The 16,175-nt window shown below is 58.7% G+C and carries 14 protein-coding genes, 4 tRNA genes and 1 pseudogene; 11 read left to right on the top strand and 8 right to left on the bottom strand.

Annotated elements, in window-relative coordinates; translation table 11 throughout:
* Positions 1-88: 88 nt before the first annotated feature.
* A complete protein-coding gene (locus IAI51_RS07135) occupies positions 89-1,138 on the bottom strand; it encodes a sensor histidine kinase (protein WP_187677830.1) in 1,050 nt (349 codons plus the stop codon).
* Complete coding sequence (locus IAI51_RS07130; RefSeq protein WP_187677829.1) at positions 1,138-1,887, bottom strand: response regulator; 750 nt, start codon at positions 1,885-1,887, stop codon at positions 1,138-1,140. The genes IAI51_RS07135 and IAI51_RS07130 overlap by 1 nt, the downstream gene beginning before the upstream one ends.
* Before the next feature lie 295 nt (positions 1,888-2,182).
* On the opposite strand from IAI51_RS07130, the gene pyrF reads away from it, so the two are divergent.
* Entirely contained in the window at positions 2,183-2,881 is a 699-nt protein-coding gene (gene pyrF, locus IAI51_RS07125; RefSeq protein ID WP_187677828.1) for an orotidine-5'-phosphate decarboxylase, read from the top strand.
* Positions 2,882-3,008: 127 nt separating this feature from the next.
* Here the strand turns inward: pyrF and IAI51_RS07120 are convergent, their stop codons facing one another.
* Positions 3,009-4,013, bottom strand: a complete 1,005-nt coding sequence (locus IAI51_RS07120) for an NADP-dependent oxidoreductase (RefSeq protein WP_187677827.1) — start codon at positions 4,011-4,013, stop codon at positions 3,009-3,011.
* 240 nt (positions 4,014-4,253) lie between these two features.
* Here IAI51_RS07120 and IAI51_RS07115 point away from each other — a divergent pair, with 240 nt between their 5' ends.
* The 4 genes and pseudogenes from IAI51_RS07115 (at position 4,254) to IAI51_RS28160 (ending at position 8,680) form a co-directional block, all read left to right on the top strand.
* Positions 4,254-5,015, top strand: coding sequence for an SDR family oxidoreductase (locus IAI51_RS07115; protein ID WP_187677826.1), 762 nt, complete (start codon positions 4,254-4,256; stop codon positions 5,013-5,015).
* A gap of 188 nt (positions 5,016-5,203) precedes the next feature.
* Entirely contained in the window at positions 5,204-6,604 is a 1,401-nt protein-coding gene (locus IAI51_RS07110) for a PLP-dependent aminotransferase family protein (RefSeq protein WP_187677825.1), read from the top strand.
* A gap of 108 nt (positions 6,605-6,712) precedes the next feature.
* Positions 6,713-7,819, top strand: a pseudogene (locus tag IAI51_RS28165) (HAMP domain-containing protein); the annotation flags it as partial.
* Positions 7,799-8,680 carry a methyl-accepting chemotaxis protein gene (locus tag IAI51_RS28160; RefSeq protein ID WP_401270200.1) on the top strand — a complete coding sequence of 294 codons (882 nt, stop codon included), beginning with the start codon at positions 7,799-7,801 and terminating at the stop codon, positions 8,678-8,680. The pseudogene IAI51_RS28165 and the gene IAI51_RS28160, both read left to right, overlap by 21 nt.
* 580 nt (positions 8,681-9,260) lie before the next feature.
* Here the strand turns inward: IAI51_RS28160 and IAI51_RS07100 are convergent.
* The gene (locus IAI51_RS07100) at positions 9,261-10,019 is read right to left on the bottom strand and encodes a hypothetical protein (protein ID WP_187677823.1); all 759 of its coding nucleotides are present in this window, start codon (positions 10,017-10,019) and stop codon (positions 9,261-9,263) included.
* 384 nt (positions 10,020-10,403) lie between these two features.
* On the opposite strand from IAI51_RS07100, the gene IAI51_RS07095 reads away from it, so the two are divergent.
* The 5 genes from IAI51_RS07095 to IAI51_RS07075 all read left to right on the top strand — a co-directional run bounded on the left by IAI51_RS07095 (position 10,404) and on the right by IAI51_RS07075 (position 12,384).
* Positions 10,404-10,479: transfer RNA gene (locus IAI51_RS07095), tRNA-Glu, on the top strand.
* Between the two features lie 2 nt (positions 10,480-10,481).
* A tRNA-Gly gene (locus IAI51_RS07090) sits at positions 10,482-10,557 on the top strand.
* 106 nt (positions 10,558-10,663) lie between these two features.
* Positions 10,664-10,739: transfer RNA gene (locus IAI51_RS07085), tRNA-Glu, on the top strand.
* Positions 10,740-10,742: 3 nt separating this feature from the next.
* Positions 10,743-10,818 (top strand) — tRNA-Gly (locus IAI51_RS07080).
* A gap of 204 nt (positions 10,819-11,022) precedes the next feature.
* Positions 11,023-12,384 carry an MATE family efflux transporter gene (locus IAI51_RS07075; RefSeq protein WP_187677822.1) on the top strand — a complete coding sequence of 454 codons (1,362 nt, stop codon included), beginning with the start codon at positions 11,023-11,025 and terminating at the stop codon, positions 12,382-12,384.
* Positions 12,385-12,438: 54 nt separating this feature from the next.
* On the opposite strand, the gene IAI51_RS07070 is transcribed toward IAI51_RS07075, so the two are convergent.
* The 3 genes from IAI51_RS07070 to IAI51_RS07060 all read right to left on the bottom strand — a co-directional run bounded on the left by IAI51_RS07070 (position 12,439) and on the right by IAI51_RS07060 (position 14,564).
* The gene (locus tag IAI51_RS07070; protein WP_187677821.1) at positions 12,439-13,077 is read right to left on the bottom strand and encodes a LysE family translocator; all 639 of its coding nucleotides are present in this window, start codon (positions 13,075-13,077) and stop codon (positions 12,439-12,441) included.
* 1 nt (position 13,078) lies between these two features.
* Positions 13,079-13,849, bottom strand: coding sequence for a 2OG-Fe(II) oxygenase (locus IAI51_RS07065; RefSeq protein WP_187677820.1), 771 nt, complete (start codon positions 13,847-13,849; stop codon positions 13,079-13,081).
* Positions 13,850-13,937: 88 nt separating this feature from the next.
* Positions 13,938-14,564 carry an alanyl-tRNA editing protein gene (locus IAI51_RS07060; RefSeq protein WP_187677819.1) on the bottom strand — a complete coding sequence of 209 codons (627 nt, stop codon included), beginning with the start codon at positions 14,562-14,564 and terminating at the stop codon, positions 13,938-13,940.
* A 90-nt stretch (positions 14,565-14,654) separates the two neighbouring features.
* Here IAI51_RS07060 and IAI51_RS07055 point away from each other — a divergent pair, with 90 nt between their 5' ends.
* On the top strand, positions 14,655-15,653 hold the full coding sequence (locus IAI51_RS07055; RefSeq protein WP_187677818.1) for a LysR family transcriptional regulator: 999 nt from the start codon (positions 14,655-14,657) through the stop codon (positions 15,651-15,653).
* Between the two features lie 65 nt (positions 15,654-15,718).
* On the opposite strand, the gene IAI51_RS07050 is transcribed toward IAI51_RS07055, so the two are convergent.
* Positions 15,719-16,126: a PA2817 family protein gene (locus IAI51_RS07050; protein ID WP_187677817.1), complete on the bottom strand. Its 408-nt coding sequence runs from the start codon at positions 16,124-16,126 to the stop codon at positions 15,719-15,721.
* Positions 16,127-16,175: the final 49 nt, after the last annotated feature.

The following is a 16,175-nucleotide window of genomic DNA, read 5'->3' as shown; positions in this document are numbered from 1 at the left end:
GCCGGTGGGTGTACCGGCTTATGCAGCCTCAAGGCGTAAGTTGTCGTGGGTATGTGAGGTTTGTACCGATTGGTACACAGATGTGTTCTCAGGTGCGGGGCAAACGGATGATTGCCGTCAGGCCGCCACCCGGTGTTTCTTCCAGGTTCAATTGCCCGCCCAAACGCTGCGCTGCCTCGCGGGCGATGGTCATGCCCAAGCCCACGCCACCGGAATTGCGGTTGCGCGAACCTTCCAGGCGATAGAACGGTTCGAACACCGCCTCGCGCTTGTCCTCGGCAATCCCCGGCCCGTGGTCGATCACGCGGATCAGCAGTTGCTCGCGCTGATCCTGCAATTCGATGCGCGCCTGCCCGGCATAGCGCAGGGCATTGTCCATCAGGTTGTTGATACACGAACGCAGCGCCATCGGCTGCACCTGCATCGGTGCGCAATGGCCGCTGACTTGCACGTCAGCGCCTTGATCCTGAGCGTTTTCGCACAACGATTCGACCAGCGCCTGCACGTCCATCAGTTGCAGCGCTTCGCTGGTACGTTGTTCGTGCAGGTAGGTGAGGGTGGCGTCGAGCATGCCGATCATGTCGTTCAGATCCTGACGCATCTGGCTTTGCAACTTGTCGTCGCTGATGTTTTCCAGACGCAGTTTCAGGCGTGACAGCGGTGTGCGCAGATCGTGGGAGACGGCGCCGAGCATGCGTGCGCGCTGTTGAACCTGTTCGCGAATGCGATGCTGCATCAGGTTGAAGGTGTGCGCCGCTTGCCTGGCTTCGCGCGGCCCGGATTCGTCGAGCGGTGGGCTGTCGAGGTCTTCGCTGAGGCGTTCGGCCGCGTCGCTCAGGCGCTGGATCGGCCGACTCAGCAGTTTGGCGCCGTACCACGCGGCAATTATCAGCGAGACAAACTGAAACGTCAGCGGCACGATCGGCCCGCCAAACCACGGGCGAGGCAGGCGTGGCGGGTATCGCGGTTCCTGGGGCGGACGTTGCCCCTCGGCTTTCTGGGAAAATTCCGGTGGCGGCGGAGGCGGTGGCGGGCCGTAGAGGCGAAACCAGGTGAACGCCAACAGGTGCGCCAGGACGATCGCCGCGAACAGCATGCCAAACAGGCGGCCGAACAGCGTGTCGAAGCGCGCCCGCATCAGCCGATGTCCCTGGCGTCGAACAGGTAGCCCTCACCGCGAACGGTCTTGATCAACTGCGGGGCTTTTGGATCGTCGCCGAGTTTTTGCCGCAGGCGCGAGACCAGCAGGTCGATACTGCGGTCGAACGCTTCGATCGAGCGCCCGCGGGCGGCGTCAAGCAATTGTTCGCGGCTGAGCACTCGGCGCGGGCGTTCGATGAAAACCCAAAGCAAACGGAATTCGGCGTTGGACAGGGGCACCACAAGGCCGTTGTCGGCGATCAGTTGGCGCAGGACGCTGTTCAGGCGCCAGTTGTCGAAGCGGATGTTCGCTCGCTGTTCGGTGCGATCATCGCGTACGCGGCGCAGAATGGTCTGGATCCGCGCCACCAGTTCGCGCGGTTCAAACGGTTTGGCCATGTAGTCATCAGCGCCCAATTCCAGGCCGATGATGCGGTCAGTGGGCTCGCAGCGGGCGGTGAGCATCAGGATCGGGATGTCCGATTCGGCGCGCAGCCAGCGGCACAGCGACAAGCCGTCTTCGCCTGGCAGCATCAGATCCAGCACCACCACATCGAAATGCTCGGCCTGCATCGCCTGGCGCATCGCCGCGCCGTCGGTGACGCCGCTGGCGTGAATGTTGAAACGGGCGAGGTAGTCGATCATCAACTCGCGGATCGGCACGTCATCGTCGACGATCAGGGCCCGGATGCTCCAGCGCTTGTCGTCTTTTTGCTCATCATTCACGGTGGTTTGGTTGTTGTGCATGGGGCTGTTTATCTGCCAGTAGGCCGCCAACCACAAAGATGGGCTGCGAGGTGGTGGTTTCAGCATAGGCGTCCGGCCGTGGGGCGGGAAGTGCTGATGTAAGGACGTGTTGCGGCTGGCGAGGCTAGCGCGGGTGCTTGTTGGTGGCGTGTCGGCTGTGTATCGGAGTCGACACAATAGCAGCGAGCGCTATGCTGATCACGGTTGGCGCGACGATTTACCGATCATCGGGTGCCGCGCCGCCGCCGGTTCCGCTACAATGCGCGCCGATTTCGACCTGCCTGAGAGCCCATCCATGTCCGTCTGCCAGACTCCTATCATCGTCGCCCTGGATTTCCCCACCCGTGACGCCGCACTGAAGCTGGCCGACCAGTTGGACCCGAAACTGTGCCGGGTCAAAGTGGGCAAGGAACTGTTCACCAGTTGCGCCGCGGAAATCGTCGGCACCCTGCGTGACAAGGGTTTTGAAGTGTTTCTTGACCTGAAATTCCACGACATCCCAAACACCACTGCGATGGCCGTCAAAGCCGCTGCCGAGATGGGCGTGTGGATGGTCAACGTGCATTGCTCCGGTGGCATGCGCATGATGGCAGCCTGCCGTGAAGAGCTGGACAAGCGCAGTGGCCCACAACCGCTGCTGATCGGCGTGACGGTGCTGACCAGCATGGAGCGCGAGGATCTGGCCGGTATCGGTCTGGATATCGAACCGCAGGAGCAGGTATTGCGTCTGGCGGCACTGGCCGAGAAGGCCGGGATGGACGGACTGGTGTGCTCGGCACTGGAAGCCCAGGCCCTGAAAACCGCACATCCTTCGCTGCAACTGGTGACCCCGGGGATTCGTCCGGCGGGCAGCGCGCAGGACGACCAGCGTCGCATTCTGACCCCGCGTCAGGCGCTGGATGCCGGTTCCGATTACCTGGTGATCGGCCGCCCGATCAGCCAGGCGGCGGATCCGGCCAAGGCGTTGGCCTCCGTAGTGGCCGAAATCGCCTGAAAGCCCGAACGCAAAACCCTGTAGGAGCTGGCGCAGCCTGCGATCTTTTGATCTTGCCCGTGTTTTTTGAATAGGCCGGTATCGCCAAAAGATCGCAGCCTTCGGCAGCTCCTACAGTGGTTGTGAGTTAGACCTTCAACACCAACTTGCCAAAGTTCTCACCGCTGAACAGTTTCATCAGCGTCTCCGGGAATGTCTCCAGTCCTTCGACGATGTCTTCCTTGCTCTTGAGCTGCCCCTTGGCCATCCACCCGGCCATTTCCTGCGCGGCACTCGCGTACTGCGCCGCATAGTCCATCACCACAAAACCTTCCATGCGCGCACGATTGACCAACAACGACAAATAGTTGGCCGGGCCTTTTACCGCCTCTTTATTGTTGTACTGGCTGATGGCGCCGCAGATCACCACCCGCGCTTTCGGGGCTAGGCGACTCAGCACCGCATCGAGAATGTCGCCGCCGACGTTATCGAAATACACGTCCACACCTTTCGGACATTCACGCTTGAGCCCGGCCAGCACGTCTTCGTTTTTGTAATCGATGGCGCCGTCAAAGCCCAGTTCATCTATCAGGTATTTGCTCTTGTCGGCACCGCCGGCAATGCCGATCACCCGGCAGCCTTTGATCTTGGCGATCTGTCCGGCAATGCTGCCCACCGCACCGGCCGCGCCGGAAAGCACCACGGTGTCACCAGCCTTCGGTGCACCGACGTCGAGTAAGGCGAAGTACGCGGTCATGCCGGTCATGCCCAGCGCAGATAAATACACCGGTAACGGTGCCAGTTTCGGATCGACCTTGTAGAAACCTCGCGGCTCGCCGAGGAAATAATCCTGCACGCCGATCGCGCCGTTGACGTAGTCCCCGACCGCGAACCCCGGATTGTTCGAAGCGATGACTTTGCCGACGCCCAAGGCGCGCATGACTTCACCGATGCCGACCGGCGGGATGTAGGACTTGCCCTCATTCATCCAGCCACGCATGGCCGGGTCGAGGGACAGGTATTCGTTCTTCACCAGTATCTGTCCCGCCGCCGGTTCGCCCACCGGTACTTCCTGATAAGTGAAAGTCTCGCGAGTCGCAGCGCCCACCGGGCGTTTGGCGAGCAGGAACTGGCGATTGGTCTGGTTGGTCATGGCAGGCACTCGAGCTGAATGAAGCCTTGTTGATAGACCTTCAGCGGCGATGTCGCAAGGTTGGCTGATGCGGCGAATGCATTCCAATCCAGTGCAGTGATAGTTATTGGTGGGGTTCTATCACTGCGGCGCATGGGGGCATAAACAGCCTTCTGATAGTACTGACGTCCGTCCACCCCCAATGGCTATGCTGCAAATCTCAAACTCTCTCCCTGCATCATACCCTTCGAGGACATAACAATGAGCATGACGTTTTCCGGTCAGGTTGCTGTAGTCACCGGAGCCGGCAACGGCATCGGCCGAGCGACCGCCCAGGCATTCGCCGCCGAAGGCTTGAAAGTGGTGGTGGCCGATCTGGACGCGGCCGGGGGCGAGGGCACGGTTGCGCTGATTCGTACAGCCGGTGGCGAAGCGACTTTCGTGCGTTGCAACGTTACCGTCGAAAGCGAAGTAAAAAATCTGATGGACGAGGTGATCAATACCTACGGCCGTCTCGACTATGCCTTCAATAATGCCGGTATCGAAATCGAGAAAGGCAAACTGGCCGACAGCTCGATGGATGAGTTCGACGCCATCATGGGCGTCAATGTCAAAGGCGTCTGGCTGTGCATGAAGTATCAATTGCCGCTGTTGCTGGCGCAGGGCGGCGGAGCGATCGTCAACACCGCATCGGTGGCGGGGCTCGGGGCGGCGCCGAAGATGAGCATTTACGCGGCGTCGAAACACGCGGTGATCGGTCTGACCAAGTCGGCCGCCATCGAGTACGCGAAAAAGAAAATCCGCGTCAATGCGGTGTGCCCGGCGGTAATCGACACTGACATGTTTCGCCGTGCCTACGAGGCCGATCCGAAGAAGGGCGAGTTCGCCAACGCGATGCACCCGGTAGGCCGCATCGGCAAGGTCGAGGAAATTGCCAGTGCAGTGTTGTACCTGTGCAGCGACGGCGCGGCATTCACCACCGGACATTCGCTGGCCGTGGATGGCGGCGTGACCGCGTTCTGAAAGGTTGCTGCTGAACAAAGCCCGCATTCGTGCGGGCTTTTTTTTGCGCCACTTTCAGTTCCCTTAAACGGCTAAACAATGTGTATCAAAGGATTAGATCGGTCGCTTTTGGCGGCGTTGTCGCACAGCCTGTGCGACGTGGCTGTGATTTACTGCCGCCAGCAAAACGGACAGGAGTTTGCTTGCTCATGGAATTGAGAATTGATCGACAGGCAATGGTGCCGGTCGTGCAGCAGATTGTTGACGGACTGACTGACTGGATACTGCAAAGCGGAGTACCACCGGCCACCCGTTTGCCCTCCGTTCGGCAAATCGCCCGGGGCAATCTGCTCAGCCAGTCGTGTGTTGTCGAGGCTTGTGAGCGGTTGGTGTCGCAGGGCGTTCTGAGCACGCGTCAGGGTGCTGGCTTTATCGTGGCAGCGTCGCCTTCCAGGGAGGGCGCGGAGGACGAGTTGCTGTCAATCGAGGGACGATATGCCTGGTGCGATGCTGTGTGCGGCGCAACAAGCGGCTTGAAACTCGGCGGTGGTGGTTTGCCGGAGAGCTGGCGCGAGCCCGACGATCTCAGCTACGCATTGCGTGAAGTGGCGCGTACCGACATGGCCAGTCTGTTCAACTACAGCACGCCACTGGGCCTCGCGGCGTTGCGCGAGCAGATCGTCAAACGCCTCAAACTATTCAGTATCGAGGCCCGCAGCACGCAGTTGTTGAGCACATGTGGTGCCAGCCACGCGCTGGATCTGATCGTCCGTACGTTGTTCAAGGCCGGCGACTGCGTGGTGGTCGAGACGCCCGGTTATGCGCCGCTGTTCGACCTTTTGCGCCTGCATGGCGTGCGCATGCTCGAGGTGCGTCGCACGCCCAGCGGGCCGGATCTCGAGGCGCTCGAGGTTTTGCTGCAACAGTTTCAGCCCGGCGCATTCTTCATCAACAGCCATCATCACAATCCCACCGGCAGTTGCCTGACGCCGGCGGTGGCTCAGCGGGTCATGCAACTGAGCAAACTCTACGATGTGCGCCTGATCGAAGACGATGTCTACGCTGACTTGCACACGGGTAACGGTGCGCGTCTGGCCGCACTGGATGACGATGGGCGTGTCATCTATGTGGGCAGTTTTTCCAAGACACTGAGTAGTTCGTTGCGGGTCGGTTTTGTGAAGGCCGACAGTAAGCTGATTGAGCGGCTGGCTCAGGTGAAGATGATCAGTGGCCTGGGAGGCTCGAGGTTTTCCGAGGCGGTGTTGACCAGCCTGTTGGCGACGGGTGCTTACCGCAAACTCGTAAACCGTCAGCGGCAGCGCCTGAATGCCGATCGCGCCGCCGCGCTGCAGGCGCTGGAGGACGCCGACTGGGAAGTATTCGGCAAGCCGACTGGCGGGTTGTTCATCTGGGCTCGTTCACGAATGACCGATCAGGCACAGGTGTATCAGCTGGCTCAACGTTGCGGCGTATTGCTGTCGACCCCTGATGCCTTCAGTCCCAATGGCGAGGCCGGCGATTGGCTGCGCATCAACGTGGCTTACGCCTGCGATCCGCGTGCCCGACAGTTTTTTCGCAATGCCCGTTCGGATCGACCTCAAGTGTTCTGAAAACGACGCAGGCGTAGCTTTTTGCCATTATTCCGACGCCAGAGACTTGTGCTGGTTCATGGCCATTGCGACTCTTCGTCAACAGACTTTGGCAGGGGACTACGCGCAATGATTTCAGCCGTGCAAGGACGTTTTGCCAACCTCGGTATGGCGAAAAAACTGGGTATCGGGTTTGTGCTGGTTTTGCTGCTGACCGCGCTGGTGGCGGCCATTGGCGTCTGGTCCCTGCAAACCATCAGTCTGCGCTTCGACGGGCTGAAACAGATGTCCTCGCTCAATAGCAGCCTGCTCAAGGTTCGCCTGCTTGAGCAGGAATACGCCTTGCGCGGTAACCCGAAAACGGCCGATGCCTTGCGCGAAGGCGTGGATGGTTTGATGGCTCAGGCCAACGCGCTCAAGGCGCAATCGCCGGCCAACGTGCCGGTAATGACCGATGTCGAGCAATCGCTGGGGGCCTATCGCAAGTCGTTCGATGAGTTCGTCTCGTTGACCCAGGCCAAGGATCTGGCTTTGGAAATGGCCAGTTGGTCGGTCTCCAGTGTGGCCAACAACCTCGACGTGTTGCAGGCCGGGTTGGCCGATGACGGTGCGTATACCTTGAAGGACAGCGAGGGTAAGGACGGTGCGCAGTTCATCGAGCAGGCCAATCAGGTCAGTCAGGTGTCGAGGCTGATGCTGCAAGCAATGAATGAGGCGCGGATTCGTCTGGATCAAAGCCGCAAGGGCGATACCGACAGTGCGGGCAAGGGCAATATCGAACAGGCCGCCCAGGCACAGACTCAAGCCGAAGAGTTGAAATCCATGGTCAAGGATGAGGGTTATCTGACGGTGCTTAATGAGGTCTCCGGACATATCGCCGGCTTCAACGACAAGCTGGCCGAGTACACCGGGTTGCTTGATCAGGAAAAGACGGTGTACGAACAATTGCACCAGCGTGCTGCGCAAGTGGTGAAGAGGGTGGATCAGGCTTACGTTGCCGAAGACGCAGCCATGCAGGCGGAACTGAAAAAGAATTCGGTGTTGATTGTGGGCTCTTCGGCGCTGGCACTGCTGGTCGGGTTGATTGCGGCGTGGGTGATTACTCGACTGATCGTCGCACCGTTACGCAGTGTGATCACTGTTGCGCAGCGGATTGCGGCCGGGGATCTGAGCGCGACTGTCGAGGTGACCCGGCGTGACGAGATTGGCCAGTTGATGTTGGCGATGCAGCAGATGGGCGCAGGCCTCAGCACTATTGTCAGCGGCTTGCAGGCCGGTATCGAGCAACTGGCCAGTTCTGCGCAATCACTGTCGGCAGTGACCGAACAGACCAATCTTGAGGTCAGCAGTCAGAAGGAGGAAACCGAGCAGGTGGCCACGGCGATGAATCAGATGACCGCCACCGTCCACGATGTTGCGCGCAACGCTGAAGAGGCGGCGTTGGCGGCGCAGACTGCGGACGACAAGGTCGAGAGCGGTCAGCAGGTGGTGCGCCAGAGCATGGCACGGATCGAACAGCTGGCGGATTCGGCGACGTCGGCCAGTTCCAGCATCGAGAGCCTCAGTGCTGAAATCCAGAATATCGGTACGGTGCTGGAGGTGATCAAAAGCGTGGCCGAGCAGACCAATCTGTTGGCGTTGAATGCGGCGATCGAGGCGGCGCGGGCGGGGGAGCAGGGCAGGGGCTTTGCGGTGGTGGCGGATGAGGTTCGTGCGCTGGCCAGACGCACGCAGCAATCGACCGAGGAGATCGAGCGGTTGGTCAGTGCGTTGCGCTCAGCGGCGCATTCGTCGGTGCAGCAGATTCAGAGCAGTGGTGAGTTGGTGAAGTTGGCGGTGAGTGATGCGTTGCAGACGGAAAGTGCGTTGGGGAGTATTGCGGCGGCGGTTTCGTTGATTCAGCAGATGAATCAGCAGATTGCGGCGGCTGCCGAGGAGCAGAGTTCGGTGGCCGAGGAGATTAATCGCAGTGTGACGAGTATTCGCGCGAGTGCGGATCAGTCTTCGATTGCGATGCGCGGGAATGCGGCTTCGAGTATTGAGCTGGCGCAGTTGGGGGGGGAGTTGCGGGGGATGGTTGGGCATTTTCGGCTTTGAGCCTTGGCGGCCTTAGGGCCGACCAGGTTCATGGTTTTTTGTGAATATCCGTTTTTTGTGGTGTTGCGGATTACGGTTCCGCCCTTACGGCGGGTCACCTTTTCCAAACGCCGAAAAGGTAACCAAAAAGGCTTTACCCTGACGTTCGGCCCTCGCTGTGGCTCGGGTTCCTTCGCTACGGGATTGATCCGGGCGCATCGCCTCCGGTTTGCTGCGCTGCACCTCCTCTCGATGTGTTTGGCTTCGCCAAACGGTCGCTGCGCTCCCACCCCCGGATCAATCCCTCCACTCAGCCTTCCGACGGGCTTTAAGATCAAAAGCTGCACTCGAGCTAACGCTCATTGTGTTGAGTGGGGCGGCTTTGCCGCATGGGGCGCACACAAATTGAAACTGTAGGAGCCAGCCTGCTGGCGATGGCGGCCTTACAGCCGACCGGTCTCTGGCAGGGGGCATGCAGTTAACTGTGGGAGCGAGCCTGCTCGCGAACGCGGTTTATCAAACAACCCATCTCTTTCAGTCTTCCCCAATCAAGAGCCACAAAAAAGCCACCTCTCGGTGGCTTCTCTTTCAGCATCTTTGATCAGTCGTAGATCGCTTTCTTCTTCCAGTCTGCATCGGCTTCAACATCTTTGAGCCCTGCAGTCAGTTGGTTTTCTTCACCTTCAACCGGTGCAATCTTGTCCATGACCTGGGCGTTGGCGCGGGCCAGCAGTTTCTCCAGGTATTGAAGTTGTTCGGAGTAAATTTGCGGGTCCTGCTGTTTGCGCAGGTATTGCACGCCGCGTTCGAAAGCGAGGCGGGCCTGGCCGGGCTGGTTTTGTTGCAGGGACTGCTGGCCGAGGTTGTTGAAGAACTCGATGTGCAGCAGGACCAGAATGTGGCGGACTTCACGCACCCAGTGTTTGGCTTCGTTCGGCGGCAGGAAGCCGTCATGCGCGGCGCGGGTGATCTGGCCGTGGAGGGCTTCGAGCAGGAAGCGTACATCTTTGGCTTTGGCTTCGGTCAGGATCGGCGCCGGCGGATTGTTGACCGGGATCGATTCGCCCTGGGCCACCAGCGCGTTGAGTTCGGTGATGCGTGCTTTGGTTGTAGCGCTGGTTTTTTCCAGGTTCAGCAGACGCTGGCAGACGTTCAGTTCCAGTCGGGTCAGCAGCAGCTTGAGTGCCGGGGTCATGAACTGGCCGGGGAAGGTCTCGGTCAGTTCGCCGCAGCGGCGCAGGCGGTCGTTGAGTTCGACCTTGGTACGGATCTTCTCTACCTTGTTGTTTTCCACCACATGGTTCATGTAGCCAATGGCGATCAGAATTGCGATCCCGGCTATGACAAGCAGGGTGATCATGAGTGGTGTCACCGGTAAGACCTCTTTATAGGATTCGCATGCGAGTGTAGTGGCTGGGCATTTGTGCGCCTAGCGCCGCTCGACGAGTTGGATCGGTTGGTTCAATCTGTATCGGCCGCGCACTGCTTATATGAATGCTGGCGCTTAATGTTCAAAATGCCATCACTGTGTTGCGGACTATAGCGTCTTGGCGAGTGTCGGAATATAGGCGTCAAACCTCAAGCGACGGAAAAGCTTGCGGGGGCCCTTAAAGCAGGTCGAAGTCATTGATTTAAATAAATTTATATCAGGGGGTTGACGACCTCCCAATCCATCCATAGAATGCGCGCCACTTACAGCGTAAAGCACACAGCGAAACGCGGTAGGGAGTGAATGTTGTAGCGTGTCCCCTTCGTCTAGTGGCCTAGGACACCGCCCTTTCACGGCGGTAACAGGGGTTCGAGTCCCCTAGGGGACGCCAATGCGGGAATAGCTCAGTTGGTAGAGCACGACCTTGCCAAGGTCGGGGTCGCGAGTTCGAGTCTCGTTTCCCGCTCCATTTTTAAACGGCACTGCTTTCGGGCGGGGCTGAGTGAAACCAGAACCAAGTCTTCGGACGCGGATCTGGACACCGAAACACACACACCATGTGTTCCGGGTAGCGTGTCCCCTTCGTCTAGTGGCCTAGGACACCGCCCTTTCACGGCGGTAACAGGGGTTCGAGTCCCCTAGGGGACGCCATTTGCGGGAATAGCTCAGTTGGTAGAGCACGACCTTGCCAAGGTCGGGGTCGCGAGTTCGAGTCTCGTTTCCCGCTCCAATTTCACAAAAACGCCGCTCATGAATGAGCGGCGTTTTTGTTTGTGCGTTTTTTGTATTTTCCCTGCCCGTTACAAATCTCCTACAGCGAAACCGAGAAATCCGGAAGCGTCTGACAGCCAGCGCAAGGTTGATTCTGGGATAACGATCCGGTCTTCGGCTCCGGTAGCCGATCCTGTCTATCGACTCTCGGGATCCCCCTCTAATGTCATTTATATCTGCATCTCGTGGCGCTCTGCCCGAGGTTCGTGCAACGGCGGTTCTGGCGCTGCCGTTGGTCGTTGGCCATGTGTGTGCCGGATTGATTGCCTTCGTCGACAATCTCATCGCCGGCAATCACGGCACGGACACTTTGGCAGCGGTGACGCTGGGCACAGCGCTGCTGTGGCTGCCGATGTTGGTGCCGATCGGCACGTTGATCGCGCTGACTGCATCAGTGGCGCGTTTGTCTGGTGCTGGTCGCCTGTCCGAGATCGGGCCGGTTTTTCGCCAGGCTTTGTGGTTGGCGCTGTTAATGGGCCTTCTGATGTTTGTCTTCTTGAGTCTCGCACCCATGCTGCTTGCGCCCGCCGGCATCGCAGCGGAGATGATCCCTGGTGCTCAGGCCTTTTTGTATGCAGTGCGCTGGGGCAGTCCGGCGCTGACGTTGTTTTTTTGCATGCGCTATTTGTGCGAAGGGATGCACTGGATGCGTCCGACCATGATTTTCAGTTTTGGCGGACTGTTGATTCTCGCGCCGCTTGGGTATGTGCTGACCAACGGCCGGCTCGGATTTCCCGAGTTGGGCGCGCAAGGCCTCGGCATCGCTTCGGCGGTGATGATGTGGCTACAGGCGCTGCTATTTGCCGGTTATCTCTGGTTCGGCAAACGCCTGGCGCATCTGCAACTGTTTTGCCGATTCGATCCGCCGCGCCGTGAGGCCATCGCTGATTTATTGAAGACAGGGATGCCAATCGGCATCGCCATTCTGATGCAGGGCAGACTCTTTATCGTCACTTCGTTGTTGATCGGGCGGCTGGGGTCGACCTTTCTGGCGGCGCACCAGATTGCGGTCAACCTGGCGCAGTTGTGTTTCATGATCCCGGTGGCTGTGGCGGAGGCGACCACCGTGCGCGTCGGGCATGCGCTGGGTCGTGGAGATTTCAAGGGTGTCAGGCAGGCCGCTTGGGCCGGGTGTGTCATCGTCCTCGCGGCACAGAGTGTATCGGTGATGATTCTGTTGCTGGGCAATGAGGCGATTGCCGGTTTGTACAGCCCGGATCTTGCCGTTACCGCGCTGGCTTCGACGTTGCTCCTGTATACCGCGGCATTGCAGTTCCCGGATGGTTTGCAGATGTTGTCCGCCGGGGCGTTGCGCGGTTTGCAGGACACTCGCGTACCCATGTGGATCGCGGTTTTTTGCTATTGGGGGGTGGGTGTACCGCTTGGCGTCGGGTTGGCCTTCGGCCTGGAATGGGGCCCGCAAGGCATCTGGTCGGGGCTGATCACCGCTTTGACGCTGGCCACGGTTTTGATGGGTGCCCGTTTCATCCATAGCAGTCGGGTCAGGTTCGTGGCTGTCAGTTGAAACAAAAAAGGCCCGCCGATGAAAATCGGCGGGCTTTTTGCTTTGTGGGGAAAATTACCAGGACATCATCAATCGACCGGCAAACAGAATCAGCACGACGCCCATGGTGCGCTCGAACCAATGGCCCATGCGCATGAACAGCAAGCGCACTTTGTTGCTGGAGAAAAACAGCGCGACGATCACGAACCACAACGCGTTTACAAAACACATCCACAAGCCGTATAGCGCCTGGATTTGCAGCGGCGTACTGGCGCTGATGATCGTGGTGAAGATAGCCAGAAAGAACAGCGTGGCTTTAGGGTTGGTGGCATTGGTCAGAAAACCGGTACTGAAGGCTTTAAACAGGGTTTGCTCAACGACCGGTTCGTCCTTGGTTTTGTCGCCCTCGATCGTCGATTTCGGTTTGCTGCGCAGCAGGCTGACACCCAGGTACAAGATGTAAGCGCCACCAATCACCTTGGCGACAGTCAACAACCACGGCGTTGTATGCATCAAGGCGCCGACGCCAAGCAGGGTGTAGAGCACGTGCACGGAAATGCCCGCGCCGATGCCCAGCGCTGTGCAAATACCCACAATTCGGCCAAAACGCACACTCTGGCGAATGGTCACGGCGAAGTCAGGGCCAGGAGCGACCACAGCCAAAAAGTGAATGGTAGCCAGCGCCAGAAACTCGCCCAGGTAATTCGATAACATCTCAGCTCCAGAAGGTCAGGGGTGAAGCATTGCCGCGATAGCCGACAAAGAAGGAAAGGCTCAAGCGCGGATCCGCCACACCTGGCGTCACCGAGTGCATGCAGCGCGAATTGAACATGATGAAATCGCCGGGATCAGGCCGCACTTCAAGGGTCGGCGGGCCAAGCAGTGCGGGGTCGATGCCGTAACTGTCGCCGCGCATTTCGTCGAACTGATCGGGAGAAATGTCGTCGTCCCACATTTGCAACGCGCCGCCCTCGGTCGGCATGTTCAAGTAAACGTTGCAGGCAAATTGCGCTTCGAGGCTGCGGGCCTGAAAGCTCTCCGGTGCGTCCTTGGCGAAAATGTCGTGATGGGCAAGGAAGCACACGCCCGGCTTCACCACCCGCGACAGGCCGACATACATCTTGCGACCGTAGAGGTTTTCCAGATGGGCACCGGCCGGCCAGGATTCATCGAGCATGCAGCGCAAAGTGTCGACCGGCGAGGAATAGGGCGCACAGCGATTACGCAATTCAGCGATGTTGCTGGTGGCGCGTTCGAAGTAATCCTCGATCAGCAGCGGTTGGTTTTCTGCCTCGTAAAACGCCATGCCAATGCGGCCGATACTCGGTGCGTTGATGTAGCCCTCAAAGCCTGGAGCAAGAATCTTGTCGCCAATCTGGATCGCCAGCGGCTCGGGCAAAAAGCCTTTGACGCGGATGGCGAGGACTTCTTCGTTGGCCAGTTTTTTTATGCACGTCTCATCGAGACGCTTGACGTCTAGCATCATTTTTTTAGGTCCATCTATCGATAGTCAACGGAACCGGCGAGTGCGGTTCCCCGGCGCCGGACGATGCGCAGGGCAGCGTCCGAAATGCTCAATCCACGCTGTAGTGGACGGACAACGTGCCTTTCTTCTGCGAAAGGGACGCGATCGTGACTGTGCCCAGATCCTTCAGGCTGCGTACGTGGGTGCCACCGCAGCCATAGGCCGGCAGTTCACCAAAACCGATTTCCCGCGCGCCTTCGCGCAGCGAGGTCAGGCGTGGCAGATCGTGCTCGATCCACTGGTCGATGCCGTGTTGAACGGTTTGTGCATCAACTTCTTGAGCCGCATCGCCCGGCTTGAATTGCACCCGACCCTCATCCGGCCAGTGGTGCGCCTTGATTGGCATCCAGCCCATGGCCTGGACGAAATGCCCGATCAGGTGCCCGGCCGAATGCATGCGCGTGTTGAAGCAGCGGCGTTGTTCATCGACCCGGATACAAGTCATGCCGAGTTTTACCGGTCGGTCGACAAAATGAATGATCTGGTCCGGTTCCTGTACGACGCGCAGCACCTGGCTTTCGCCAATCCAGCCGGTGTCGCAGGGTTGGCCGCCACCTTGCGGGTGAAACAGAGTGGCGCGCAGCACTACGGCAAATTCGTTCTCGTAGGGCGTGCAGTCGAGGACTTCCACATTGGCCTTGAGGTCATCACTATGGAAAAAGAGGCGAAGCGTCATATTCCATGCCCTTATTAAAGTTTCTATTTTTATTATATGAATCGTGCAATAACGTGATAATCCGTTCAAACATCAAAGGACTTGTGCGCTGTGAGCATCAATCTTCCCTTGCCATTGCTCGGCGAAATGGCGATTTTCGTCAAGGTCGTGGAGACCGGCAGCTTTTCTGAAGCGGCTCGCCAACTGGGTTCGTCGCCGTCGGCGATCAGTCGCAGTATTTCGCGACTGGAAAAGGCCTTGGCCACTCGCTTGTTGCAGCGCACTACGCGCAAGTTGCGCCTGAGTGATGGCGGGGAAGAGGTATTCAAACGCTGTCAGGAGATGGTCAGCGCTGCCAAGTCAGTGATGGAAATCAGCGGCCAATTCACTCATGAAGCCGAGGGCCTGGTGCGGGTCAGCGTACCGAAGGCGGTGGGGCGTTTTGTCATTCATCCACACATGCCCGAGTTTTTGCGGCGTTATCCCAAGGTCGATGTGGAGTTGCTGCTGGAGGATAGGCAGGTCGATCTGATTGACGACCATGTCGACCTGGCAATTCGAATTACTGATCGGCCGCCAGCCGGGTTGGTCGGGCGGCAATTGCTGACCATCGATCATTTGCTCTGCGCCACTCCGCAATATCTGGCCGAACACGGCACGCCGAAGCATCCTCACGATTTGCTCAATCACAGCTGCATTTATCTGGGCGAAACCCCGAGTGATGCGCGCTGGAAATTCAAGAAAGGCAGCAAAGCGGTGACGGTTGGTGTGCGTGGTCGATATGCCGCCAACCACACTGGCGTGCGCCTGGGGGCGGTGTTACAGCACATCGGCATTGGCAGCCTGCCGTATTTCACTGCGCGTTATGCGCTGGAGCAAAAGTTGGTGGTGCAGGTGCTGCCGGACTGGACGTTCCTGGCTTCCTACCACGGTGGTCTGTGGCTGCTGCATTCGCCTACGCGCTACTTGCCGCCAAAACTGCGGGTGTTTATCGATTATCTGGTGGAGTGTCTGGACAAAGAGCCGACCTTGAGCAAACCGGGAAAGGCAGGCAATACCAGTAATGCAGCGATGGCCTACGAGCTGCCGGAGAGCGAGGGATTGCTTTAAAAGCTGAAGATCAAAAAAAGGCCCGCATGAATAGTCATGCGGGCCTTTTCATTACTCGATGAGTATCAGTGCTTGCTGTCCTGAGCGGACATCGCCAACAGCTGCTTTTCCTGGTTCCAGTCGAACGGCTTATCGTTCTGTTCAGCTTCAAAGCGACGTTCTTCCAGCGCCTGATACATGTCGATTTCTTCATCGGCCAGATAGTGCAGGCAGTCGCCGGCGAAGAACCACAGCAGATCCCGCGGGATCAAGTGGGCAATTTGCGGGTAACGGGTAATCACTTGAGTCAGGATGTCCTGGCCCAGGTATTGGCTTTCGATCGGATCGATCGGCAATAACGCCAGCAGTTCGTCGAAGCGCTCCAGGAACAAGGCATGGCTTTCTTCGGGAACCTGTTCGGCCTCACCTACGGCGACCAGGATACTGCGCAGGTGGTCGAGCAAAACAAGATGATCGGCAACGACGTTGGACACGAGATAAGTCCTCAAGAGCAAAACGGGCGCGGGAGTATAAAGCGCCCGC

It is taken from the genome of Pseudomonas sp. N40(2020) (assembly GCF_014472415.1).
Taxonomy (GTDB): Bacteria; Pseudomonadota; Gammaproteobacteria; order Pseudomonadales; family Pseudomonadaceae; genus Aquipseudomonas.
The sequence above is the reverse complement of the archived record's forward strand: the minus strand, read 5'-3'. Positions and strand labels throughout refer to the sequence as shown.